The organism is Pseudomonas tolaasii NCPPB 2192 (assembly GCF_002813445.1).
Taxonomy (GTDB): Bacteria; Pseudomonadota; Gammaproteobacteria; order Pseudomonadales; family Pseudomonadaceae; genus Aquipseudomonas; species Aquipseudomonas tolaasii.
Genome location: NZ_PHHD01000001.1, coordinates 4,748,534 through 4,772,368 on the forward strand (window position 1 = coordinate 4,748,534; position 23,835 = coordinate 4,772,368).

The 23,835-nt window shown below is 62.2% G+C and carries 24 protein-coding genes and 1 pseudogene; 16 read left to right on the forward strand and 9 right to left on the reverse strand.

Translation table 11 applies throughout. From position 1 onward, the window contains the following. Positions 1 to 125: 125 nt before the first annotated feature. The 3 genes from ATI14_RS21740 to ATI14_RS21750 all read right to left on the reverse strand — a co-directional run bounded on the left by ATI14_RS21740 (position 126) and on the right by ATI14_RS21750 (position 3,031). Positions 126 to 560, reverse strand: coding sequence for a nuclear transport factor 2 family protein (locus tag ATI14_RS21740; protein ID WP_016971797.1), 435 nt, complete (start codon positions 558 to 560; stop codon positions 126 to 128). Positions 561 to 668: 108 nt separating this feature from the next. Continuing rightward, positions 669 to 1,619, reverse strand: coding sequence for an alpha-E domain-containing protein (locus tag ATI14_RS21745; protein ID WP_017253783.1), 951 nt, complete (start codon positions 1,617 to 1,619; stop codon positions 669 to 671). Positions 1,620 to 1,621: 2 nt separating this feature from the next. Further along, complete coding sequence (locus tag ATI14_RS21750) at positions 1,622 to 3,031, reverse strand: circularly permuted type 2 ATP-grasp protein (protein ID WP_016973572.1); 1,410 nt, start codon at positions 3,029 to 3,031, stop codon at positions 1,622 to 1,624. Between the two features lie 459 nt (positions 3,032 to 3,490). Here ATI14_RS21750 and ATI14_RS21760 point away from each other — a divergent pair, with 459 nt between their 5' ends. The 3 genes from ATI14_RS21760 to ATI14_RS31460 all read left to right on the forward strand — a co-directional run bounded on the left by ATI14_RS21760 (position 3,491) and on the right by ATI14_RS31460 (position 4,485). Next, positions 3,491 to 4,036 (forward strand): hypothetical protein, encoded by a 546-nt coding sequence (locus ATI14_RS21760; RefSeq protein WP_026082939.1) that lies wholly within the window; start codon positions 3,491 to 3,493, stop codon positions 4,034 to 4,036. Positions 4,037 to 4,114: 78 nt separating this feature from the next. Beyond that, entirely contained in the window at positions 4,115 to 4,327 is a 213-nt protein-coding gene (locus ATI14_RS21765; RefSeq protein WP_016973574.1) for a hypothetical protein, read from the forward strand. 11 nt (positions 4,328 to 4,338) lie between these two features. Beyond that, on the forward strand, positions 4,339 to 4,485 hold the full coding sequence (locus tag ATI14_RS31460) for a hypothetical protein (RefSeq protein ID WP_016973575.1): 147 nt from the start codon (positions 4,339 to 4,341) through the stop codon (positions 4,483 to 4,485). Here ATI14_RS31460 and ATI14_RS21770 read toward each other — a convergent pair. Both ATI14_RS21770 and ATI14_RS21775 read right to left on the reverse strand, forming a co-directional pair. Next, complete coding sequence (locus ATI14_RS21770) at positions 4,476 to 5,828, reverse strand: cation:proton antiporter (protein WP_017253780.1); 1,353 nt, start codon at positions 5,826 to 5,828, stop codon at positions 4,476 to 4,478. The genes ATI14_RS31460 and ATI14_RS21770 overlap by 10 nt on opposite strands. A gap of 58 nt (positions 5,829 to 5,886) precedes the next feature. Then, positions 5,887 to 6,813 carry a LysR family transcriptional regulator gene (locus tag ATI14_RS21775; protein ID WP_016971858.1) on the reverse strand — a complete coding sequence of 309 codons (927 nt, stop codon included), beginning with the start codon at positions 6,811 to 6,813 and terminating at the stop codon, positions 5,887 to 5,889. A gap of 113 nt (positions 6,814 to 6,926) precedes the next feature. Here ATI14_RS21775 and ATI14_RS21780 point away from each other — a divergent pair, with 113 nt between their 5' ends. The 8 genes from ATI14_RS21780 (at position 6,927) to ATI14_RS21820 (ending at position 15,322) form a co-directional block, all read left to right on the forward strand. Continuing rightward, on the forward strand, positions 6,927 to 7,910 hold the full coding sequence (locus ATI14_RS21780) for an aldo/keto reductase (RefSeq protein WP_031319875.1): 984 nt from the start codon (positions 6,927 to 6,929) through the stop codon (positions 7,908 to 7,910). 62 nt (positions 7,911 to 7,972) lie between these two features. Continuing rightward, positions 7,973 to 8,725 (forward strand): CDP-diacylglycerol diphosphatase, encoded by a 753-nt coding sequence (locus ATI14_RS21785; RefSeq protein WP_016971856.1) that lies wholly within the window; start codon positions 7,973 to 7,975, stop codon positions 8,723 to 8,725. Between the two features lie 30 nt (positions 8,726 to 8,755). Then, the gene (locus tag ATI14_RS21790) at positions 8,756 to 9,745 is read left to right on the forward strand and encodes a hypothetical protein (protein ID WP_080520202.1); all 990 of its coding nucleotides are present in this window, start codon (positions 8,756 to 8,758) and stop codon (positions 9,743 to 9,745) included. A 298-nt stretch (positions 9,746 to 10,043) separates the two neighbouring features. Continuing rightward, positions 10,044 to 12,038: an aminotransferase class I/II-fold pyridoxal phosphate-dependent enzyme gene (locus ATI14_RS31865; RefSeq protein ID WP_080520201.1), complete on the forward strand. Its 1,995-nt coding sequence runs from the start codon at positions 10,044 to 10,046 to the stop codon at positions 12,036 to 12,038. A 24-nt stretch (positions 12,039 to 12,062) separates the two neighbouring features. After that, the gene (locus ATI14_RS21805; RefSeq protein WP_026082937.1) at positions 12,063 to 12,917 is read left to right on the forward strand and encodes a transporter substrate-binding domain-containing protein; all 855 of its coding nucleotides are present in this window, start codon (positions 12,063 to 12,065) and stop codon (positions 12,915 to 12,917) included. Beyond that, positions 12,917 to 13,621, forward strand: coding sequence for an ABC transporter permease (locus tag ATI14_RS21810; protein ID WP_016970200.1), 705 nt, complete (start codon positions 12,917 to 12,919; stop codon positions 13,619 to 13,621). Before ATI14_RS21805 ends, ATI14_RS21810 begins: the two co-directional genes overlap by 1 nt. Before the next feature lie 7 nt (positions 13,622 to 13,628). Further along, entirely contained in the window at positions 13,629 to 14,327 is a 699-nt protein-coding gene (locus ATI14_RS21815; protein ID WP_016970199.1) for an ABC transporter permease, read from the forward strand. Beyond that, positions 14,324 to 15,322 (forward strand): DMT family transporter, encoded by a 999-nt coding sequence (locus ATI14_RS21820; RefSeq protein WP_016970198.1) that lies wholly within the window; start codon positions 14,324 to 14,326, stop codon positions 15,320 to 15,322. Before ATI14_RS21815 ends, ATI14_RS21820 begins: the two co-directional genes overlap by 4 nt. On the opposite strand, the pseudogene ATI14_RS31705 reads toward ATI14_RS21820, so the two are convergent. Next, positions 15,278 to 15,847 (reverse strand): annotated as a pseudogene (locus ATI14_RS31705) (TetR/AcrR family transcriptional regulator); the annotation flags it as partial. The gene ATI14_RS21820 and the pseudogene ATI14_RS31705 sit on opposite strands and share 45 nt — an antisense overlap. A 61-nt stretch (positions 15,848 to 15,908) precedes the next feature. Here ATI14_RS31705 and ATI14_RS21830 point away from each other — a divergent pair. Continuing rightward, positions 15,909 to 16,907 carry a M14 family metallopeptidase gene (locus ATI14_RS21830; protein ID WP_016970196.1) on the forward strand — a complete coding sequence of 333 codons (999 nt, stop codon included), beginning with the start codon at positions 15,909 to 15,911 and terminating at the stop codon, positions 16,905 to 16,907. Here ATI14_RS21830 and ATI14_RS21835 read toward each other — a convergent pair. Beyond that, complete coding sequence (locus ATI14_RS21835; RefSeq protein WP_016970195.1) at positions 16,869 to 17,726, reverse strand: AraC family transcriptional regulator; 858 nt, start codon at positions 17,724 to 17,726, stop codon at positions 16,869 to 16,871. The genes ATI14_RS21830 and ATI14_RS21835 overlap by 39 nt on opposite strands. Positions 17,727 to 17,868: 142 nt before the next feature. Here ATI14_RS21835 and ATI14_RS21840 point away from each other — a divergent pair, with 142 nt between their 5' ends. Continuing rightward, a complete protein-coding gene (locus tag ATI14_RS21840) occupies positions 17,869 to 18,669 on the forward strand; it encodes an alpha/beta fold hydrolase (RefSeq protein WP_016970194.1) in 801 nt (266 codons plus the stop codon). Positions 18,670 to 18,795: 126 nt separating this feature from the next. On the opposite strand, the gene ATI14_RS21845 is transcribed toward ATI14_RS21840, so the two are convergent. After that, positions 18,796 to 19,500, reverse strand: a complete 705-nt coding sequence (locus ATI14_RS21845; protein WP_016970193.1) for a haloacid dehalogenase type II — start codon at positions 19,498 to 19,500, stop codon at positions 18,796 to 18,798. Positions 19,501 to 19,617: 117 nt separating this feature from the next. Here ATI14_RS21845 and ATI14_RS21850 point away from each other — a divergent pair, with 117 nt between their 5' ends. Then, positions 19,618 to 20,460, forward strand: a complete 843-nt coding sequence (locus ATI14_RS21850; protein WP_031319629.1) for a LysR family transcriptional regulator — start codon at positions 19,618 to 19,620, stop codon at positions 20,458 to 20,460. Positions 20,461 to 20,484: 24 nt separating this feature from the next. On the opposite strand, the gene ATI14_RS21855 is transcribed toward ATI14_RS21850, so the two are convergent. Then, positions 20,485 to 21,087 carry a hypothetical protein gene (locus ATI14_RS21855; protein ID WP_231124344.1) on the reverse strand — a complete coding sequence of 201 codons (603 nt, stop codon included), beginning with the start codon at positions 21,085 to 21,087 and terminating at the stop codon, positions 20,485 to 20,487. A gap of 239 nt (positions 21,088 to 21,326) precedes the next feature. Here ATI14_RS21855 and ATI14_RS21860 point away from each other — a divergent pair, with 239 nt between their 5' ends. Together ATI14_RS21860 and ATI14_RS21865 are read left to right on the forward strand one after the other, a co-directional pair. Beyond that, positions 21,327 to 22,859, forward strand: coding sequence for a sugar ABC transporter ATP-binding protein (locus ATI14_RS21860; protein ID WP_080520199.1), 1,533 nt, complete (start codon positions 21,327 to 21,329; stop codon positions 22,857 to 22,859). Then, on the forward strand, positions 22,852 to 23,829 hold the full coding sequence (locus tag ATI14_RS21865) for an ABC transporter permease subunit (RefSeq protein ID WP_016970189.1): 978 nt from the start codon (positions 22,852 to 22,854) through the stop codon (positions 23,827 to 23,829). Before ATI14_RS21860 ends, ATI14_RS21865 begins: the two co-directional genes overlap by 8 nt. The last annotated feature ends 6 nt before the right edge of the window (positions 23,830 to 23,835 follow it).

Here is a 23,835-nt window from a genome sequence, read left to right on the forward strand (position 1 = left end):
GCTCCGCGTCCCGAACTCGGCGGGCAGTCAAGCTCCTGCGCCAGGTGACGCAGAGCGTCACACCATGCGTTCCCACGCGGAGCGTGGGAACGATCGGCAAGCCAGCTCCCACATTTTGTCCTTCACTAGGCTTGGGATTTGGCTTTGGCCAAGTAGGGCGCCAGGCGTCGGCCCATTTCTTCGCCCAAAGCCTGCAACCCGCTCAAGGGGCGAACCATCACTTCAAACTCAATGATCTGCCCCTGTTCATTGAAGCGGATCATGTCAATGCCCTTGAGTTGCTTTTCACCCACCCGCGCACTGAATTCCAGGACCACGTCAAGCCCGTCGGCACTGGCCAGTTCGCGGTGGTAGGCAAAGTCTTCGAACACGTTGATTACGGTGTTGAGGATCATCGACACCACAGGCGCACCGGGGTAGGGCGTGTGAGCCATGGGCGAGCGGAAGACGGCATCCGGGGCCAGTAGTTCTGGCAAGGCCTTGAGGTCGCGGGCGGCCAGCATGGCGTGCCAGCGTTTCAGGGTGTGGGCGGCGGCGGGGGCGAGGGTCAGTTCGGACATGCTCTGTACCTGTTCTTATGAGGGGAAGGCCTTTCACCTGCCCAACATAAGAGCGGCACAGAACACGGGTCAATCACCCGAAATGACAGATAAGTGACTGCACTGCACTCACACCACTTCCAGGTACGAGCTGTGAATCGCCCGTGCCAGTTCGCGCACGGTGTCGATAAAGTCCGTGAGGCGGCTGTGCAGGCCGTCTTCAAGGATTTCATCGATGCCCGTGTAGCGCAGGCGCGCTTCGAACTCGGCAGCCAGGCGCTGCGCCGTGCGGCCATAACTGCCAGGCAAGTCCGCGAGAATGTGGCTCAACTCCTCGATGCAGGCATGCAGGGAGCGCGGCACGTCACTGCGCAACAGCAGTAATTCGGAGACCGAGCGGGCATTCAGCGCATTCGGGTAGAGCTCGGTGTAGGCCTCGAATGACGACAGCGCACGCAGCAAGGCACTCCATTGGTAGTAACCCCGTGCCGACAGGTCGCTGACTTCTTCCGATTCTTCACCAAACATCTCGTAACGCGCATCCAGCAGGCGCAGGGTGTTGTCCGCGCGCTCGACAAAGGTGCCCAGGCGAATGAAGCGGTACGCGTCATTGCGCATGATGGTGCCCGAGGTCGCGCCCCGGAACAGGTGCGAACGCTGCTTGACCCAGTCACAGAAGTGGCTGATGCCATGGCGCGCCAGGCCGCCGGCGGCGATGCTGCGCATTTCCAGCCAGGTGGCGTTGAGGTTTTCCCACATGTCGGCGGTGATGCGCCCGCGTACCGCGTGGGCGTTGCCGCGGGCGGCGCGCAGGCAGTTGTAGATGCTGGCGGGGTTTTCTTCGTCGAGGGCGAAGAAGTGCAGCATGCGTTCGGCGTCCAGCTGTTTGTGGCGTTCGAGGTAGCTGTCGAGGGTGCCGCTGCTGAGCAACGACATGGCCAGTTCGTCCAGCCCGTCACTGCGCCCGGCCTGGGGCATCAACGACAGCGAGTAACTGACTTCGAGCATGCGCGCCAGGTTCTCGGCGCGCTCAAGGTAACGGGACATCCAGTACAGATCTGCGGCGGTTCTACTCAACATACTCAGCCCTCCACCACCCAGGTGTCCTTGGTTCCGCCGCCTTGCGACGAGTTGACGATCAACGAGCCTTCCTTCAGCGCCACACGGGTCAGGCCGCCGGGGACCAGGCGGGTTTCCTTGCCGGACAGCACAAAGGGCCGCAGGTCGATATGCCGTGGCGCGATGCCGTTTTCGACAAAAGTGGGGCAGGTGGACAGGCTCAACGTGGGCTGGGCAATGTAGGCGTGTGGTCGCGCCTTGATGCGCTGGCGGAAGTCCTCGATCTCTGCCGCCGTGGAGGCCGGGCCGACCAGCATGCCGTAGCCGCCGGAACCCTGGGTCTCCTTGACCACCAGTTCCGGCAGGTGGGCCAGTACGTGGGACAGCTCATCGGGCTTGCGGCACTGGAAGGTCGGTACGTTCTGCAGCACCGGTTCTTCATCCAGGTAGAAACGGATCATTTCCGGTACGTAAGGGTAGATGGATTTGTCATCCGCCACGCCGGTGCCGATGGCATTGGCCAGTACCACATTGCCGGCGCAGTACGCGGCAACCAGGCCAGGCACGCCGAGCATGGAGTCGGGGTTGAAGGCTTTGGGGTCGAGGAAGGCGTCGTCGATGCGCCGGTAAATCACGTCCACCGGCTTGGGGCCGTCGGTGGTGCGCATGAACACCTTGAGGTCGTGCACGAACAGGTCAGCACCTTCAACCAGCTCCACGCCCATTTCCCGGGCCAGAAACGCGTGTTCAAAGAACGCGCTGTTGAAGCGGCCCGGGGTCAGCACCACCACATTCGGGTTATCGAGGCGGCTGGCGCTTTTCAGGGTTTTGAGCAGCAGGTTGGGGTAGTGGTCCACCGGGGCGATGCGCTGTTTGGCGAACACTTCCGGGAACAGGCGCATCATCATTTTGCGGTCTTCGAGCATGTAGCTCACGCCGCTGGGGGTGCGCAGGTTGTCTTCAAGCACGTAATAGGTACCGTCGCCATCGCGCACCAGGTCCACACCCGAGATATGCGAGTAGATGTCGCGGTGCAGGTCCAGGCCGACCATCGCCTTCTGGTAACCCTCGTTGCCCAGTACCTGGTCGGCGGGGATGATCCCGGCCTTGATGATGCGCTGGTCGTGGTAGATATCGGCGAGAAACATGTTCAGTGCGTTCACGCGCTGGATGCAGCCGCGCTCGATCACGGCCCACTCACTGGCGGGGATGCTGCGCGGGATGATGTCAAAGGGAATCAGGCGCTCGGTGTCCTGTTCGTCGCCATAGAGGGTGAAGGTGATCCCGGCGCGGTGGAACAGCAAATCGGCTTCGCGGCGCCGTTGGGCCAGCAGTTCCGGCGGCGTGTTGGCCAGCCAGCGGGAGAAATCCTGATAATGCGCACGGCATGCGCCGTCTGCGTCATTCATCTCATCAAAGAAAGATCGAGCCATTCCAGTACCTTGTCAGTGCCTGCATTGCCTGGTTGGCAGCTTGCTTGGGTGGCACTGCCGCTTAAAAAAACGCAATTTTTTATGAGCCCGTGGCGCTGAGTGCCAATGGGCCTGGTCCTTACTTTCTTATGGGGTCGGCTCTGGGTCGGGGGGTAACGAATGCTCCTGTTTGCGGGCAGATGAATGGATAAAGCAATGCTTGTGCCGAAATGCGTGCAGCGGCGCAATTCCCTGTGGCGAGCGGGCTTGCCCCGCGTTGGAGGGCGCAGCGCTCCCGCTTTTTTGGGGCCGCTGCGCAACCCAACGCGGGGCAAGCCCGCTCGCCACAAAAGCCGGCTGGCCCTGGCAAGCTCGCTCGCCACGAGTGCGCGCCGTGTTCCAAGTTGGTGCATGAACAAACTTGAACTTCACTCAGGCCCGGTTCTTCTAACGGAATTCGAACCCGTGTGGAGCACCGCCGTGCCCAGAATCATTTCACCCGATACGCCCGAAGCGGCGCTGACCGATCACAGTGAGCACAATGCGAAGATCTTCGGCTCACCCAAGGATCGGCTGGATTTTTATCGCCGCGAAATTCAGTACGAGACCACCATCCTGGCCAACCGCACCGACGCCTACCTGACCGCGCAGTCGTTTCTGGTGATCGCCTTCGTGTCAGGCATGGGCAACCTCAACCCGGAATGGGGCAAGTTTTTTACCCTGATCGTGCCGGTGTTCCTCGCGTCTTTGGGCATTCTCAGCTCCCTGAATGCCTGGCCGGGCATTCGGGCGGCCTATGAAATCATCGACCACTGGCACTACAAACAGAGCGAGCTGCTGCGCAGTGAACCGGTGATGGGCCTGGCCTATGACGATTCGCCGCTGTTCTGCGAAACCGAGTCGTCCCACAAGGGTTACCGCAAGTCGCTGCTGTTTTCCATGCGGGCGCCGTGGCTGTTCATGGTGTTCTGGGTACTGCTGGGGGCCTATGCGTTTTACATTCAGGTCGACAACCCGGTCTCTTAAGAGAGTTGAACTTCATGGCCCCGGGCGGGACCTTAACGTTACGCAGACGCGCTTTCACACACTGCCAAGAGGTGAACCATGAGCACAGACAACGACCCCCAAGTCAGCGGCCGTAACGACCCGGCCATTGATGGCGGCGAGCCGGCACCCGCGACCGGTGCGGATGCGCCAAAAGATCCGAAGCCCGCCGCTGACCCAAAGGCCAGGGAAAACGACTACAGTCCAGACTTCAAGCCCGAGCGCGAGCCCAAGCCTGAAACCGATGCGGATATCGACACTCAAGGTGGTTAGAGGAGACGGTCATGTCAGAAGAACTGGAAGAAGAGCTTGAAGAAGAACTCAACGACCCCGGCAATGAAGACCCCGGCTCGTTGATGGATGACGCAGAAGTGCCGCTCAATGATCTGGATGAAGCGGCGGATGTGGGCAATACCGAGCTTCAGGACTGACCCGGCGCCTTGGCTCGTCGTTCATACCACGCCAGCATCGGCTGGGTGCTGAGGCCGTGAACGACGATGCTCAAGGCGATCACCGACAGTGTGAGGTTGACGACCACCGCGCCGTGGGTGCCGATCAAGCCATGGTTCAAGGCGTAGAACAGGTAGTAAATGCTGCCGATGCCGCGGATGCCGAACCACCCCATCAAGCCGCGTTGTCGGCGGTTGATCAAGGTGCCCCAAGGCATGGCGAACACGCTGGCCGGGCGGATCACGCAGAACAGCAAGGCTGCCACCGCCAGGGCGCGCCAGTCCCAATGACTGACCAGCACAATGCCGAGCACGGTCACCAGAAACACTTCCATTGATCGTTCCACCAGGCTGCCGAAGGCGAGCATGTCACCCATCATTACCCCGGCGGCAATCTGCGTGTCCGCAAGCTGTGTGGTGTCGCCTTGCAAGGCGTTTTCCGGCTCGACTTCAAGGTGGCCCACCACGGGCAGCGCCAGGTGTTCGGAGGGCGTCTCAGCATTGCCGGTGGATTTGAATTCTGCCTGGCGCAAGCCCAGGCCTGCCGCGAATACCGAGAGAAAACCATAACCACCCACGGCTTCGGCCACCACGTAGGCGAGGGCGATCAGCGCCAGTGTCAGGTAATCATTGGGTGACAAGGTGCTGTCGGCATTGGTGATGCGCATCCACAAGGTCACGCGGCCAATGCCTCGGCCCATCCAGTAACCGATCAGTAACCCGGCGGGCACTGCCCACAGCAGGTTGGCCAGCACCCAGCCGCCAAACCAGTCACCGTCGAAGCCGCCGTGCTGCATGAACAGCAGCGCAAAGATCACAAAGGGAAAGGCCGTGCCGTCGTTGAGGCCTGCCTCACCCGACAGGCCAAAGCGCAGCGCGTCATAGTCCTGGGCGTTGTTGACCTGTACCAGGCCGGCCAGCACCGGGTCGGTTGGCGCAAGAATCGCCCCCACCAGCAATGACACGCCCCAGGACAGTTCAAACAGGTAATGCAATGCCAGGCAGGTGCCGAGGATGGTCACCAGCATCACCGGCCCGGCCATGCCGAATGCAATCCGCCAGGTGCGATGGCGCAGTGGCAGGCGCAGTTTCAGGCCGCTGACGAACAGCGAAAACAACACGGCGACTTCCGTCAGGTGCTCCATCCAGCGTGCGGAGCCCTGCATGTCCAGGTGCAGCAAATCCACCCCGAGCGGGCCGATGACCACGCCGAGCAGCAGGCACACCGCCGAGGTGGTCACCGGCATCCAGCGCAGATAGGACGAGGTGAGGGCGAGGGTCAGCAACACGGCGCCGAGCACGGCCATCCACAGAATAAAGGTCATCGTGCGTGCACCGCGGCCAGGGTCTATGCAGGTTGGAGGACGGCCGCCGCGCGCAGGTTCAATGTGATTCCATCGTCTGCAAGCCGATGGTTTTCATGCGGATCATGTCCATCAACTGACGCAACCCCGGTTGGGACTGGCGACGGCTCGGGTAATACATGCACAGTGGTTCGCCGAGGCACGCCCAGTCCGGCATGACTTCTACCAGGCGACCCTCCTTGAGTTCCCGTTCCACGCGGTTGGAAAGGCAATAACCAATCCCCACCCCCTGCAAAGCGGCATTGACCACGGTTTCAGTGTCGGCGGCGCTGAAGTTGCCCGGCACGTCGATGCGTTGCTGGCGTGCGCCGTTGCCCAGCTCCCACTTGTAAGTGGTTTTATCGCCCAGGTACATGCGAATACCGGCGTGCTGCAGCAAATCCCTCGGTTCCTGCGGCATGCCCCGGCGCGCGAGGTAGGCGGGGGAGGCCACCATGATCCAGCGCAACTCGGCGGTGAGCGGCACCGCGACCATATCCTGCGGCACGGTGGCGCCATAGCGGATGCCCGCGTCGTAGCCCTCGGCGATGATGTCGATCATGCGGTCTTCGACGATCAGGTCCAGGCGCAGTTGCGGATAGGCCTGGGTGAACTCGCCGAGGATCGGCGCCAACAGCAACACCGCCGCATCCCGCGGCACATTCAGGCGCAGGCGGCCAATGGGCGCTTCGCGATACAACTCCAGGGTGTCGAGCCCGTCCTGGATGGTGGCGAAGCCCTGGGTGAGTTTTTCCGCCAGCAGGGTGCCGGCGTCGGTAGGCTCCACGGCGCGGCTGGTGCGATAGAGCAGTTTGACGCCCAGGCGCGTTTCCAGGTTGCGCATGGTGTGGCTCAACGCCGAAGTGGTGACGCCCAGCTCGTGGGCCGCGTGGCGAAAGCTGCGGCGCCGGATGATCGCCATGAATACATTCAAATCTGCCAATTCGGAACGATTGAACGCCGCCATATCAAGCCTCTTTTGTAGGGGTTCGGTTGCATGGGGCGTTGAGCCCTATTCAACTTCAGATGACCTAGAGTAATTGCTTTTCTAAGCAATGTTGTGGGCAGAGGGTTTTTTTTATGAGTATCGAGACAATCCGGATTGCCGGCATCCAGAAAGCCGTTTCGCGGGTTGCCCTCGGTACATGGTCCATGGGCGGGCATTTGTGGGGTGGCGCGGATAACGAGCAGTCGATCCGCACCATTCGCCACGCGCTGAACTGTGGCATTAACCTGATCGACACCGCGCCGGTGTATGGCTTGGGCCTTTCCGAAGAGCTGATCGGCAAAGCCTTGCGCGGCGTGCGCCACAGCGCCGTGATTGCGACCAAGGCGGGGCTGCAATGGGATGACGGCACCACACGGCGCAATGCCACGGCCCAGCGCATTCGCAAGGAGGTCGAGGATTCGCTGGTGCGCCTGGACACCGACTACATCGACCTCTACCAGGTGCACTGGCCCGACCCGCTGGTGGCCCAGGAAGAAACCGCCGACACATTGGAGCGCCTGCGCCGTGAGGGCAAGATCCTCGCCGTGGGCGTGAGCAATTACTCCACCACGCAAATGGACGAGTTCAGCGCCCACACCGCATTGGCCACGGTGCAACCGCCGTACAACCTGTTCGAGCGCGCCATCGACAGCGACATCCTGCCGTACGCCCGCCAGCATTCCCTGGTGGTGCTGGCTTACGGCCCGCTGTGCCGTGGGCTGCTGGCCGGCAGTATGCATTCGGCCACCAGCTTTGCCGGTGACGACGTGCGCAGGCTCGACCCCAAGTTCCGGGCACCACGGTTTGAGCAATACCTGGCGGCCGTCGCCTCGCTGGATATGTACGCCCGCGAGTGTCACGGCAAATCGGTGCTGGCCCTGGCCCTGCGCTGGGTGCTCGACCAGGGGCCGACCATTGCACTGTGGGGCGCGCGTCGGCCGGAACAACTCAAAGGTTATGAAGAGGCCTTTGGCTGGCACCTGACGGCTGATGACCTGTCACATATCGACCGTATTTTGGCCAGCACCATAAAAGATCCGATCGGGCCGGAATTTATGGCCCCCGCAAAACGTTAACCCTAACGACAGGGATGTCAGCCATAAAAATAACTGACATTCCCGTATGTTGAGGTTTTTGCATGAAACGCGGTGCCGTATTCACAATTGCTGGTGTTTTGCTCTGTGGCGTGTTGTTTGCCGGGGCCTGGAAGTGGCGAGGTAACCCGGACGCCCTGTGGCATATCGTCAGCCGGCAATGCGTGCCGTCCCAGCAGGAACGGCAAAACCCCGGCCCCTGCCTTTCCGTGGATATGGACCGCGGCTTTACCCTGTTCAAGGACCAGCACGGCCCCCTGCACGACCTGCTGATTCCCGTGGACCAGGTCAGCGGCATCGAAGACCCGGCGCTGGGCCGGCACCTGCTGCCGCATTATTTCGCCCAGGCGTGGCGGCATCGCGGCATTCTGTCCGAAGGTTTGAAGAAGCCCATCCCGGATCAGTTCATTTCGGTGGCGATCAACTCCCGTTATGGCCGCTCCGAGAACCAACTGCACGTGCACATCGCCTGCCTGCGCCCGGACGTGTTCAAAACCCTCAGCCAAGCCAATACCCTTGATGAGCAGTGGCGCGAGTTGCCGATGCGCTTCAACGGGCATGTCTATGAAGCCCGCACGCTCTCGGCAGCGGACGCCGATACACTTGACCCTCTGGAGCTGCTGCGTGAATACGTCGACGCTCAAGCCGACGTCATGAGTTATTACAGTCTGTTGATGACACCCCGCGCCGACGGCAGCCTGGTATTGCTGACCACCCACCTGTCGCTGACCGGCATGAACCTCGGCTCTGCCGGAGAATTGCAAGACTATCGCTGCGACCTGATGAATCAGTTGTAAGCCTCCCTCAACCTGATCCGGACTCTCTCCATGCGCTTGACTGTGTTGGCCTCCCTGTTCCTGTTCGCCGGTGTTGCCCAGGCGGCTGCCCGCGAAGTCGTCCCGATCCACAGCGCCACCATGGCCAATGGTGACCTGCGCTACAGCGTCACCTTGAAGATTGGCAGCACTTCTGTGGAAACCCAGTTCGACACCGGCTCCGTAGGCTTGCGCGTCTTGCCCGGCGTGCTGAAACCCGGCGACGCGGTTGCGCAAAACACCCCCGCAGCCGTGCAATACGGCAGCGGGGTGCGCCTCAATGGCAAGCTGGCCCTGGCGACCGTAAGCCTGGGCAATGCGACGGCGCAGGTGCCCCTGCAGCTGGTGGACAGCATCAGTTGCAGTGACGCCCGGCCCAAATGCCCGGCATCAAGAGTCGGCCCGAAGGACTTCCTGATGGGCGGCCAGCCTGAGCGCGGGGAGGGTTTCAAGGCCATCGTCGGTGTCGGCATGTTGCGCAACGATGCGCCCAACCCGCTGGTCGCCATGGGCGGGCGTTGGCTGGTGATACTGCCACGGCCAGGGCAGAGCACCGGGCAGTTGGTCATCAACCCCGCGGCGGCCGAGACGCAGGGCTTTCGCAACATCAGCCTGCAACGCTTTGCGACCAAACCCGGGGATACCGGCGCGTACTGGAAAGACCACGGCGTGCAAGGTTGCCTGCAACGTCTGGATACTCACCAGCAGGTCTGCGGCAACAGCATCCTGGACACCGGCGCGGCGGGTTTTCATATCTACGCCGACGCCTTGCAGCCCAACTGGCCGGTAGGCACCCCGGCGCATTACAGCCTGGCGATGGCCGACGGCAGCCAGTTGGGGCAGCACTTCAAGGTCGACAATGGTGGCGGGCGTTACGTGCGCTACATCACGGCCCAGGGCGAGCATAACTTTCACGGCATCAATGCGGGGTTGCTGACGTATTTTGATAATGCCGTGCTGTATGACCAGGCGGCGGGCACGATCGGCTTGAAGTCCCGCTGATTCCAATGTGAAACCGAGATCAACTGTGGGAGCTGGCTTGCCTGCGATAGGATCACCGCCGTGTGACTGATACCCCGCGGTGCCTGCATCGCAGGCAAGCCAGCTCCCACACAACAGGGCTGGCTCCCACACACCATTTGCGGTAGCCGAATGTCATTCACGACCTGTTTGGGCCATAAACGACACCCTCATAAAGTTAGCCATTGAACGACTGTTCAGTTTGAACTATGTTGACCGCATCCACCCGTTTGTCCGCAAGCGGGTTCGCGCTTTTTCTTCTTGAACGAGAGGCTCTGGCATGCGGTTTTCCCCCTTCGTCGAACGAATTGCAGGGCAGGGCGTCGCCGCCTGGGACATCCACCACGCCGCGTTCCAGGCCGCCAGCCAGGGCGAAGACATTATCATCCTCAGCGTCGGCGATCCCGATTTCGCCACACCATCGTTCATCACCGACGCCGCCGTCAGCGCCTTGCGCGACGGTGACACCCACTACACCGAAATACCCGGTCGCCCATCCCTGCGGGATGCCGTCGCGGCACGCTACAGCAAAACCCTGGGCCGCCCGCTCGTACCTGAAAACGTGATCATCGTGCCCGGTGCGCAAAACGCGTTGTTCATCAGTTCGCTGTGCCTGCTGCAAGCCGGCGATGAAGTGCTGGTGCTCGACCCGATGTACGTCACCTACGAAGCCACGCTCAAAGCCAGCGGCGCAACACTGGTGCGCGTACCGTGCTCGCCGGAATCGGGCTTTCGCCTGGATGCGCACCTGCTCGCCGCTGCAATCACGCCGCGCACTCGAGCGATCTTTTTTTCCAACCCGAACAACCCCACCGGCGTGGTGCTCAACCCGCAGGAACTGCAAGCCATTGCCGACCTGGCCATCGCCCATAACCTGTGGGTGGTGGTGGATGAGGTGTACGAAAGCCTGGTGTTCGACGGTGAATATCACAGCCTGGCCGCGCTGCCGGGCATGGCCGAACGTTGCATTGTGATCGGCAGCCTTTCAAAGTCCCACGCCATGACGGGCTGGCGGATCGGCTGGATCGTCGCCGCGCCGCCAATGATCGTGCACGCCGAAACGCTGGTGTTGAGCATGCTCTACGGCTTGCCCGGCTTTGTGATGGAAGCCGCCACGGCAGCGGTGCTGGCCCATGACGAGGTGACCGTGGGCATGCGCGAGATCTACCGCCGCCGCCGTGACCTGGTGGTGGCAGGCCTCGGCGCCTGCGCCGGCATCAAGGTGCAGGCACCGCAGGCTGGCATGTTCGTGCTGGTGGACGTGCGTGGCACCGGGCTGGGCTCGCTGGACTTCGCCTGGCGATTGTTCCGCGAAGCCGGAGTTTCGGTGCTGGACGCCGCCGCATTCGGCGAACCGGCCCAGGGGTTTGTGCGGCTGTCCTTCACCCTTGGCGAAGAGCGCCTGGCCGAAGCCTGCCGGCGCATCGCGGCCTTCGTCGCCAAGCTGGCCGGTGAGCCCCGCGTCGCCGCAGCGGCCACCGTTGAAACGCTGCAACCGGTCGAAGCCCGGAAGATGATCGAGGTCATCAACCTGCACAAGCGCTTCGGCAATATTGAAGTACTCAAGGGCATTTCCCTGACCGCCCACGAGGGCGACGTCATTTCCCTGATCGGCGCCAGCGGCTCGGGCAAAAGCACCTTGCTGCGCTGCATCAACATGCTCGAAGTGCCCGACCAGGGCAGCATTCATGTGGACGGCGAAAGCATCAAGCTCAACTACGGCCGCCCCGGCGCACCGCTGGTGGCCGATGCCAGGCAACTGGTGCGCATCCGCTCGACCCTGGGCATGGTGTTCCAGAACTTCAACCTGTGGCCGCACCGCACGGTGCTGGAAAACCTCATCGAAGCCCCCACCCAGGTTTTGCGTGAAAGCCGAGCCGAAGCCATCGAACGTGCCGAAGCCTTGCTCGACCGCGTGGGCCTTGCGGCCAAGCGCAACGAATACCCGGCGTTCCTGTCCGGTGGCCAGCAACAGCGCGTGGCAATTGCCCGTGCGCTGGCCATGCGTCCCAAAGTCATGCTGTTCGACGAACCCACCTCGGCACTCGACCCTGAGCTGGTGGGCGAAGTACTGCGGGTGATCCGCTCGCTGGCCGAGGAAGGCCGCACCATGATTCTGGTGACCCATGAAATGGCTTTCGCGCGGGACGTGTCGTCCAAAGTGGCGTTTTTGCACCAAGGCATGATCGAGGAAAGCGGCTCGCCGGACTCGGTGTTTATCGACCCACGCAGTGAACGTTGCCGACAGTTCGTCAACGCGCATCAAACTCGCTAACTCCATAAAAAGACGGGGCAAATCATGAAATCCAGAAGCATGGCAACGTGGTTGAGCAGTGCAGTGTTGATGTTGGCCGCAGGTATTGCGCAGGCCGCAGAAAAGCCCATCGTGTTTGCGGTGGCGGCCGAACCTTACCCGCCGTTTACGGTAAAAGGTGGCAACGGCCAGTGGTCCGGCTTTGAAGTGGACCTCATCCATAAACTCTGTGAAGGCATGAAAGCCGAGTGCCAGATCAAGGAGGTGGCGTGGGACGGCATTATCCCGTCGTTGCTGGCCAAGAAAATCGACGTGATTTTCTCCTCTATGTCGGTCACCGACGAGCGTGAAAAACAGATCGCCTTCAGCCGCGCCTACTACGATTCGCTGCTCGGCGTGGCCGGGCCCAAGGGCGCAACGGTGGAGATTTCCCCTGAAGGCCTCAAAGGCAAGTTGATCGGCGTGCAAATCTCCACCGTCAGCGCCAATTACCTGAAGAAATACTACGAAAACATCGCCGACCTTAAGTACTACGACACCCAGGAATCGGCCAACGCCGACCTGATCGCCGGTCGCATCGACTACATGATGGCCGACGACACCGCCATCGCCATGATGGTCAAAACCCCCGAAGCCAGCGGCTTGGCGCACATCGCCAGCGTGCCCTACGACCCGATCATCGGCCGTGGCGTCGGCGCCGGCTTGCGCAAGGAAGACACCGCGCTCAAGGCCCGGCTGGACAAGGCCATCGGCGAACTGCTGGTGAGCAAGGACTACGACGACCTGTCCCAGCATTACTTCGGCCTGTCGGTCAGCCCTTGCAAACGCGGCGATACCCCGGCGTTTGTCAGCAAGACCTGTGACAGCCCTTATCAGCAAATCGCCCAGAAGAGCGAATAATGCTGGACCTCTTGAGCTTCGGCGAACAAGGGTGGGGCAACGCGCTGCTCAAAGGGTTATGGATGACCCTGCAGATCTCCGCCGGTTCTTTCGCGGTGGGCTTGCTGATCGGCCTGGTGGTGGCGTGCGCCAAGCTCAGTGCGCCACGCCCGATTGCGCTGTTGATGCGCGGCTACACCACGGTATTTCGCGCGGTGCCGGAACTGCTGCTGATTCTGCTGCTGTATTACGCAGGCTCCATGGGCCTCAATGCGCTGATGCTGTGGCTGGGGTTCGAGCAGGTCAATATCAGCGGGCCGCTGGTGGCGATTCTGGTGTTGGGGCTGGTGCAGGGCGCCTATGCGTCGGAAATCTTCCGCGCGGCGATCCTGGCCATTCCCCACGGTCAGATTGAAGCGGCACGGGCGTTTGGCCTGAGCGGGTTTGGCCTTTTCCGTCGCGTGACGTTGCCGATCATGGCGCCCTACGCGCTGGCGGGCATGGCCAACCTGTGGATCAACCTGATCAAGGACAGCGCGCTGATCAGCGTGGTCGGCACCAACGAACTGCTGTACACCGCCAAGCAGGCGGCGGGTTCGACCCGGCAATACCTGCTGTTCTACCTCACGGCCGCCGCCTTGTATTACCTGGTGACGCTGGCTTCCAACTACCTGTCCGGGCGCCTGGAGCGACGTATTCGTCGCTGGATGCCGGTTGTCGAGTGAGGGCCCCATGCCTGATTGGATAAGTGACTACGCCGGGCTGATCGCCAAGGGGTTGCAGACCACCTTGTCGCTGCTGGTGATTTCGGCGGTGCTGGGCTTTGCCCTGGCGGTGCTGGTGGCGTTGGCGCGCCTGTCGCGGCGCAAATGGCTGGCCCGCGGCGCCCTGGCATATACCAGCGTATTGCGCGGCACGCCGCTGTTGATCCAGATCTACATTTTCTACTACGGCCTGGGCAGCCTGTTTGCCCAGTTCCCGATGATTCGCGGCAGTTTCCTCTGGCCCTATCTGCGCGACGGGTACTGGTACATCGTGTTTGCGCTGGTGCTGTCGGTGGGCGCGTATGTGGGGGAGGTGATTCGTGGCGGCTTGCTCGCCGTGCCCAAAGGCGAAATGGAAGCCGCTTCGGCCTTCGGCATGACCCAGCGCCAGGCGCTGCTGCGGGTGCGTTTGCCACGGGCCATGCGCCTGTTGCTGCCCACGCTTGCCGGTGAAACCGTGATGCTGCTCAAGTCCACCGCGCTGGCCTCGACCATTGCCGTGGTCGACCTGCTCGGCGCCGCCAACGTGGTGCGCGCGCAAACCTTGCAGATTTACCAGCCGTTGCTGTTGGTAGCCGGCGTGTACCTGTGCCTGACTTTCCTGATCGAAGGCGTCTACGCCATCGCCGAACGACGCGGCACGCCGCTGCGCAGGTCCGCCGGATGAAGCAGGACCGCGCGCTGCAAGGCATTGGCTTGTGCTCACTGGCCTATCTGTTCCTGGCGCTGCAGGACGCCGTGATCAAATGGCTGGTGGCCGATTATTCGGTGTTTACCATTCTGTTCTGGCGCAGCCTGGTGGTGGTCGGCGCCTGTATGGTCGCCGGGCGCATGGGCTTGTTGCGCCGCGCCTGGACGTCGCTCAGCCGCAAGCTGCTGATCGTTCGCGGGCTGCTGTCGTTGCTCGCGTGGCTGCTGTATTACACCGCCGCCAAGGACCTGACCCTGGCGGAAATGACCACCCTGTATTTCTCCGCGCCGATCATGGTGACCCTGCTCGCGGCGCTGATCCTCAAGGAGCGCGCCAGCCGTGGCCAGTGGGTGTCGCTGATCATCGGCTTTGTCGGCGTGGTGATCGCCTGCCGCCCAAGCCACATGCTTGACCCGTTGCCTATCGCCCTGACCCTGGCCGCCGCGCTGTGCTGGGCGTTCACCTATATCCAGCTGCGCCAGGTTGACCCGGCCACCTCGGTGCTGGAGCAGATGTTGATCACCAACGTAGTGTTCGTGATCTGCATGGCGCTGACCTTGCCCTGGACCCACACCCCGGCGCCGACACCGGCATGGCTGGGCATGCTCGCGGCGGGGCTGGTAGGGGGTATCGGCCAGTTTCTGCTGTTCGCCAGTTTCCGCCGCGCCACGGCGACCTTGCTGGCGCCGTTCGAATACACCGGGTTGATCTGGGCGTTCATCCTGTCGAGTGTGGTCTGGGGCACGCTGATGGACGGTTCATTGATCATCGGCGCGGTGCTGATCGCGGTCAGCGGCACGCTGGCGATGCTCAGCGCCCGCCATCCCGAATCACAGGACGTGGTCGGCGCCGAATGCTCCGTGACGCAACCCCTGTACCCAGCAGCGGCAGATGTGCAGCCCGTTGGCGGGGCTGAAGGTGCCGGGGTTGAGGCACCCCTCGAGCCAGAGCCCGTCGAGCATCGCCGATAAACCGATGGCCGCGAGGTGGCTGTCATGAATCACCAGGTTTTCGCTGCGGGCCAGGTCGTCGAGCAGTTGCCGAATCAGCCCCAGATAAGCGTGGTAACTGTTTTCATGGGACTGGTTCACGTGGGGCGAATGGCGGATCAGGCTCCAGAACACCACCCACACGCCGAGCAGGTCGGGGTCCATGACCCGTGGCGAAAACGAGGCGCTGAGAAAGGCATCCAGGCGCTCGGCGGCACCGTCCACCTGTTCGACGTGCTCCCACAGCGCCGTGGTGAGCTCGTTGGCCAGTTTGTGATAGGTCTCCGCGATCAAGGCGTCGATGGTGCCGAAGTGGTGGTTGAGCAAGCCCACCGACACGCCGGCTTCAGCAGCGATGCGCCGCACGGAAATCCCCGCATGCCCGTCGCGCGCCAGGCAGGTGAGGGTGGCGGCAATCAGCAGGTCGCGGCGCTCATCGGGGTCGGCGCGGCGCAATTTGGGAGGGTCGATGCTCACGGGAATGCCTTTGCTGGAAAACCGGAGCACCAAGGTTAGTTGAACATGTGTTCAATCTCTACACTTTAAACGCGACAGAGGAGGGCAAGGCATGGCAAAAGACCTTTCGTGGCAGGTGATCGGCGACGCCGGCAACGCGCTGCACATCGGCGCGTGGCGCTTTGAGGGCGACGGCAGCGGGCCTTCGGTGCACCTGCAAGCCGGCGTGCACGCCGACGAAATCGCCGGCATGCTGGTGCTGCATCACCTGCTGCCGCGCCTGCAGGCCTGCGAGGCTCAGGGCGTGTTGCGCGGCAGAGTCACCGTGGTGCCGCAAGCCAACCCGTTCGGCATCGGCCAGTTCCGCCAGGGCAAGCTGCTCGGGCGTTTCCATGAAGCCACGGGGCAGAACTTCAACCGCGCGTTCGACCAGTCTCTGGCCCTGCAGCGCCCGGCCAGCAACCTCGCGCACTGGCAAAAAAGCCTGGTGCAACTGGCCGCCGACGCCGACCTGGTGCTGGACCTGCACACCGACGATGAAGCCTTGCCGTACCTCTACATTCACCGCAGTTTCTGGCCTGAACAGGGGTTGGCCCTGGCGGCGGCACTGCAGGTGGACGTGGTGATTGTGTGGGACGACGGCGGCGACGGCTCCTTCGAAGAAACCCTCATCAACCACGGCGCGCCACGGCTAGCCGCAACGGTTGAACTGCGCGGGCAGGCCGACGTCAGCGACGCACTCGCCCAACAAGACGCCGATGGCCTGTGGGCGTGGCTGTGCGTCAATGGTGTGATCGATGAAGTGGCCGCGATCGGCGAATGGCAGGGCGACGTGGTGGACATGGGCTGCATGGAGACGATTTTTGCGCCCTGTGCCGGCGTGCTGGTATTCGACAAAGGCCTGGGGGATTACGTCGAAGAAGGCCAGCGCTTTGCCAGAATCATCGCGCGCCCCGGCGACCCGTCCTCCGAGGTCCTTCTGCACGCCGCCCAAAACGGGCGCCTGGTCACCGGCCACCGTGAACGCCTGGTCGCCCAGGGCTCCGTGGTGGCCAAATTCACCGGCACGCGGCTATCCGACAGCTACAGCGGCGGTGTGCTGGACCCGTAGCGGCGCCTGCAACTGCAGCCACTCGCGCGGGCTGGTGCCGATCTTGCGCCGGAACGCGCGGGCCAGCGCCGAGGGGCTTTCGTAGCCCACTTCATCGGCAATCAAGGCGATAGGCCGCCCTTCACGCAGGCGCTTTTGCGCCAGGCTTACGCGCCAGCTGAGCACGTAGTCGGCGGGCGTCTGGCCGACTACCTTGTGAAAGTGCGCGGCAAAACTGGCGCGGGACATGTTCGATTCCACGGCCATCTCCTGCACGGTCCACGGCCGCCGCGGCTGGTTATGCACCAGCGTCATGGCACGGGCCAGGCGCAGGTCGGCCAGCCCCGACATCATGCCGGTGGTCATGCTGTGATAGGCCATCATGTGGCGCAAAAACTGGATCACGATCAGCTCAAACAACCGGTTCATCACCGCCTCGCGACCGCAATGCTCGGCAAAGGCTTCGCTGAACAGCCACTCCAACGTGCCGGCGATCATTGGCACCTGCTTGAGCGGCATGACGATGGAGTCGGTGAGCGCCACCGACAGCGGGTTGTCCAGGCCGCCGTCGAAACACAGCGACGCCGCGACCACCTGGGCTCCATCGGCTTTGCCAGCGATAAGCCGGTGGGGCAAGGGGCGCGGCACCAGAATCAGGCTCGGCTCGGGAATCGGCAGCACGCCGTCCGGCATCTCCAGGCTGGCCTTGCCTTGCTTGAGCAGGTACACCCGCCCGCGTTGCTGCAGGTCGCGGGTGTCGAGGGCTCCGAGCAACGGCCCGCTGTGGAAGGTATCGGCGGTGATGCCGAAGTGCACGAGCAATGTGGACAAACGATCCATGAATCACCTGCTGATTGAATTCACGCTGTTTAGACGATCTGCGCCATATCCTCGACTATTAGCCTCCATTTGTAAAATTCGCTGCGGCATCATGGCCTCACGTTCAACGCCCTGGACGCCCACCCTGATGGAGTAATCGTTGATGAAAACCTTTAAATTCTCTCGCATTGCGGCCGCCCTGATCACCGGTGCACTGGCCTTCGGCGCGGTGACCTCCGCCAGCGCCGCCCCGCAGAAAGCCACCGTGGTACTGGTACACGGCGCGTTCGCCGATGCCTCCAGCTGGAACGGTGTGATCGCCGGCCTCAAGGCTGAAGGCTACCCGGTGATTGCCGTGGCCAACCCGCTGCGCAGTGTGAAGACCGATTCGGACTACGTCGCCGACATCGTTGAACACACTCAAGGTCCGGTGATTCTGGTGGGGCATTCCTACGGGGGCTCGGTGATCACCAACGCCGTGCATGGCAATAAACAGGTGAAGGCGCTGGTGTACGTCGCCGCATTCGCCCCGGAAAAAGGTGAAACCGCCTTTGAACTCTCCGGCCGTTACCCGGGCGGCACCCTGGGCCCGACCCTGGACAAGCCTGTGGTCTCCAAAGAGGGCGTGACCGACCTGTATATCCAGCAAGACAAGTTCAACAGCCAGTTCGCCGCCGACGTGCCCGCCAAGGACGCGCAACTGATGGCTGCCGGGCAACGCCCGATTACTGAAGCCGCATTGAAGGAAGCCTCAGGCGACCCGGCGTGGAAAACCGTACCGTCCTACTTCATATACGGCTCAGCGGACAAAAATATTCCCGAGGCGGCGCTTAAATTCATGGCCGAGCGGGCGGGTTCGAAGGAAACCGTGGATATCAAAGGCGCGTCCCATGTGGTGATGGTGTCCAACCCGGCACGGGTGGTGGCGATCATCAACGATGCGGCCAAGGCCAACGCGCAATAACGGCCCGACGCGGACTAAAAAGGTGGGAGCGGGCTTGCCCGCGATGACGGAATATCTGCCACTGATGTATTGACGGGTTCACCGCAATCGCGGGCAAGCCCGCTCCCACATTTTACTGTGTAAGACTTACCAACCCTGTGACTTGAACAACCCCGGCACACCCTCCAGCGTCGGCAAAATCGCATCCGGCGTGTAGTCCGGCAGCAATTGGCGCCCGGTACCGCGGTCGATCCATACACAGCGAAAGCCCATGTCCCGCGCGGCGGCGTGGTCCAGGTGCGGGCTGGCGCAAATATGCACCACCTGATCCAGGCTCACGCCCAACTGTTCATGGGCGTAGTCAAACAAACGCCGGTCGGGTTTATAGGCACCGGCCTGCTGCGCGGTGATCACGCGGTCGATATAGCCGCCCAACTGCGCGACATTGCCGGCAATCACGTCATCGTCCGTGTTGGAGACGATGCACAGTTTGTAACCCAAACCCTTTAACTGTTTCAGCGTTTCCACCACCTCGGGAAACGGCGGCATGGCACTGATGCTGTCGGTCAGAACCGCGCTGTCATGCTCGTTGGCGGGCAAACCCAATGCTTGTAATGCCAGTTGCAGGCCCAAACCCGCCAGGGTGCGAAAGCTGCGGTGTGGCGGCGTTTGTTCAAGGGCATGTTCGTGGTGGTCGTAGACGCTGATCAGCGTTTCGCGGCTCACCCGGTGTTCGCCCTTTTGCGCCAGGATGCGATCGACCGCAGCGCCCAGGCCTTCATCCCACTGGATCAACGTGCCATAGCAATCAAATGTCAGCCATTGCGGGCGAGGGGTGTGTTCAAGCGACATGGGTGTTCCTCTTGATTTAAAAACCGCGACGCTCGCAGCATAGGAAAGGTGACAGTCAGTTGGAAATTAAATTAATCTCTTCGGCACAGTTGAATAATCGATATGAAGGCCGTCGCCATGTTTGATCTTGAGCTGCTGCAAACCCTGGTCTGTGTGGTGGATGAAGGCAGTTTCACCCGCGCTGCCGAGCGCGTACATCGCACCCAATCCACGGTGAGCCAGCAGATTCGCAAGCTTGAAGAAAACGTGGGCCAGGTGTTGCTGGTGCGTGACCGCTCGGGCCAGCAGGTCAGCGCCACCGAACACGGTGAGCTGTTGACCCAATACGCGCGCCGCTTGCTGAACCTGTCCCGCGAGGCCCGGGACGCCTTGAACAGCGAAGCCAGCCTGGTTCCGGTGCGCCTCGGGGTGCCGGAGGATTTCGACGCCACGCGCATGGCCTCGGTGCTATCCGGCTTCGTGCGTTCAAGGCCCGAAGCCCGGCTGGAAACCGTCAGCGGCATGAGCACCGAGCTGCGGCGGCAATTGGAAAGCGGTGAGATTGACATTGCGCTGGTCAAGCGTGAAGCGGGCAGCGGCGAATGCCACGCGAGCTGGCCGGAGCCATTGGTGTGGGTGTGTGGCGCAACCCAGGACCTCAGTGTTGAAACATTGCCGCTGGCGTTATTTCCCCAAGGCTGCATCTACCGTCAGCGCGCCATTCGCACGCTGGACAAGGCTCGGCGCAGTTGGCGCGTGGCGTTTGGCAGCCACAGCCTGACCGGCATTCAGGCGGCGGTTGCATCGGGGTTGGGCGTCAGCATCCTGCCCAAAAGCGCCGTGTTGGCCAGCCACCGCATTTGCACGGAACTGCCGCCGGTGCCGCCTTCGGAGTTGGCGTTGATCAGCGGCACGCAACGCCTGAGCGACACACACTACGGCTTGATCGAGTGCCTGCGCGAGGCCATCTCGCAGCCTTGATGGGTTGATAGTGCCGTGCGCCTCTTATCGAAGGCCAAACATGAACGCGCCTTTTTCCGGGCAATTCGCGCTTTTGGCTTTGGTGGCCAGGCCTCGGTCGCGCAGTTCGTTACAAATCTGGGCGATGTTTTTCGGGGTGACGTACAGGTTGTTGGAAAACCATGCGCGCTTGATCGCCGGCAGTTCCTCCAACGCGCCGCCTGCCTTGAGCACGCGCAGCACGATGGTTGAGCAGCTCTTGCGCAGCATCTGGTAATTGGCGTTGGGCTTGCTGCGGATGCTGTACCACTCGGCCTGCATCGCCTGCATGTTCAGCCCCGAGATCGTGTAAACCACATGTGGCTTGCCGCCTTCGGCACTGATGTCCGACTCCAGAAACAGGTTGCGCTCCTGCAACTGCTTGCCGGTCTTGGCCGCGCGGCCTTCGGGCCACCAGCTCACGTAGGCCGTGTTGTATTGCTCGATAAAGGCACGGTCGCGATCACGTTCGCCGTCGTTGCGATACCGGTCATAGCGCACTTCGATCATTTTGCCGATCACGGGGTCGCCGATGTACATCGCTGCATGGCCGATATTCGCCCCATGGGGATACCAGATGTAAACGACGACGCTTGCAGGTGAAGTCATGACGCATCCTGATTTCTTCCAGTGAATGCAGGCAGAACGGGCCGGAGCGTCGTTTTATTCCGCAGACTTATAAAATTCATTTCATTAGCCCGGCGCATTGACGGGTTCCGGTCTTTTGCGCTTGATGAAACGTTTAATCAATCGATAAACGGCGTACGCAAGCGCTTGCGCAGCAAAATGCTTCTGGCATAGAGTCGGCAACACTCGATTACAAAAATAATAAATCCAGGAGCTCATCCATGAGCCTTGAACCCTTGCTTGAGATGCAGGGCATCAGCAAAACCTTCAATGGTTTGCGCGTGCTCAAGAATGTCGGCCTGAAGGTTTACCCCGGCGAAATTCACGCCTTGATGGGGGAGAACGGCGCCGGCAAATCCACCCTCATGAAAATCCTTTCCGGTGCCTACCAGGCCGACCCCGGCGGTGAGATCCGCATCGGCGGCCAGCCCGTCGCCACCTTCGACCCCGCCACCGCCAAAGCCCTCGGCATCGCCGTGATCTATCAGGAACTGAGCCTGTGCCCGAACCTCAGCGTGGCCGAGAATATCTACCTGGGCCGCGAACTGCGGCGCGGCTGGACCATCGACCGCAAAGGCATGCAAGCCGGCTGCGTGGAAGTGCTGCAGCGCCTGGGCGCCGAATTCAAGCCCTCGACGCCGGTCAGCAGCCTGTCGATCGCCGAACGCCAGCTGGTGGAAATCGCCCGCGCCCTGCATGCCCACGCCAGGATTCTGGTGATGGACGAGCCGACCACGCCGCTGTCATCACGCGAGACCGACCGCCTGTTTGCGTTGATCAAACAGCTGCGCAGCCAGGGCCTGGCGATCATCTATATCAGCCACCGCATGGCGGAAATCTACGAACTGTCGGACCGGGTTTCGGTGCTGCGCGACGGCCAATACATCGGTGAGCTGACCCGCGAGGCACTGTCGGCCGAAGTGCTGGTGAAAATGATGGTGGGCCGCGACCTTTCCGGCTTCTACAAAAAGGAACACGCGGCGTATAACCCCGGAAACGTGGTAATGCGTGTGCGTGACATGGCTGATGGCAAGCGCGTGCGCCAGTGCAGCTTCGACCTGCACGCCGGTGAAGTGCTGGGCATAGCCGGGCTGGTCGGGGCAGGGCGCACGGAGCTGGCGCGCCTGATTTTTGCGGCCGACCCGCGCACCTCCGGCACCCTGGAAGTGGTCGGCAAAACCGTCACCCAACTGCGCACCCCGGCGGACGCGATTCGCGCCGGCGTGGTGTACCTCACCGAAGACCGCAAGGCCCAGGGCCTGTTCCTCGACATGAGCGTGGCCGACAACATCAATGTCTGCGCCTGTGTGCCCGATGCCCACGCGGGTGGCGTGCTCGACCGTGGCCACGCGGCCCAACGCTCAAGGGACGCGATCAAATCGCTGTCGATTCGCGTAGCGTCGGGCAAGGTCAACGTGGGCGCGTTGTCGGGGGGGAATCAGCAGAAAGTGCTGCTGGCGCGGCTGCTGGAGGTCAAGCCCCACGTGCTGATCCTCGATGAACCCACGCGGGGCGTGGACATCGGCTCCAAATCCGAGATTTACCGCATCATCAACCAACTGGCGCTGGCCGGTGTCGGCATTGTGGTGATCTCCAGCGAGCTGCCGGAAATCATCGGCACCTGCGACCGCGTGCTGATTATGCGCGAAGGCCAGTTGGTGGCCGAAGTCGGCGGGGCTTCCGGCCACGCCATCTCCCAGGAACGCATTATTGACCTCGCCACCGGTGGCGATCAGGTGGCTGCCAATGGCTGAGTTGAATGTTGCAACAACGAGCAAGGCGGAACGCGCTCGCGAACTGATGCGCACGGTCGGCATGCTGCCGGTGCTGGTGTTGCTGCTGGTGGGCTTTGCCCTGGCCAGCGAGAATTTTCTGACGGTACAGAACCTGTCGATCATCACCCAGCAGGCTTCGGTCAATGTGGTGCTGGCGGCGGGCATGACCTTCGTGATTCTCACGGCGGGCATAGACCTGTCAGTCGGCGCGATCCTGGCGGCGTCGGCGGTGGTGGCGTTGCAGGTTTCGCTGTCGCCGCAGTTCGGCATGCTCGGGATTGCGGCCGGTATCGGTTTCGGGCTGTTGCTGGGGTTGGTCAATGGTGGGCTGATCGCCTTTATGCGCCTGCCGCCGTTTATCGTCACCCTCGGCGCGCTTACGGCCATGCGTGGCCTGGCGCGGTTACTGGCGGATGACAAAACGGTGTTCAACCCGGACCTGCCGTTTGCGTTTATCGGCAACGATTCGGTACTCGGCGTGCCATGGCTGGTGATCATCGCCGTGGCGGTGGTGGTGCTGTCGTGGTTCATCCTGCGCCGTACCGTGATGGGCGTGCAGATCTACTCGGTGGGCGGCAACCCGGAAGCGGCGCGGCTGTCGGGGATCAAGGTGTGGAAGGTGCTGCTGTTTGTCTACGCCATGTCCGGCGCACTCGCCGGCTTGGGCGCGGTGATGAGCGCGTCACGCCTGTTCGCCGCCAACGGTCTGCAGCTGGGGCAATCCTACGAGCTGGATGCGATTGCAGCGGTGATCCTCGGCGGCACCAGTTTTACCGGCGGCGTCGGCACCATCGGCGGCACGCTGATCGGCGCACTGATTATCGCGGTCCTCACCAACGGCCTGGTGCTGCTGGGGGTGTCGGACATCTGGCAGTACATCATCAAGGGCATCGTGATCATCGGCGCGGTGGCGCTGGATCGCTATCGCCAGTCCGGCGCCCGCACCTGAATTCAC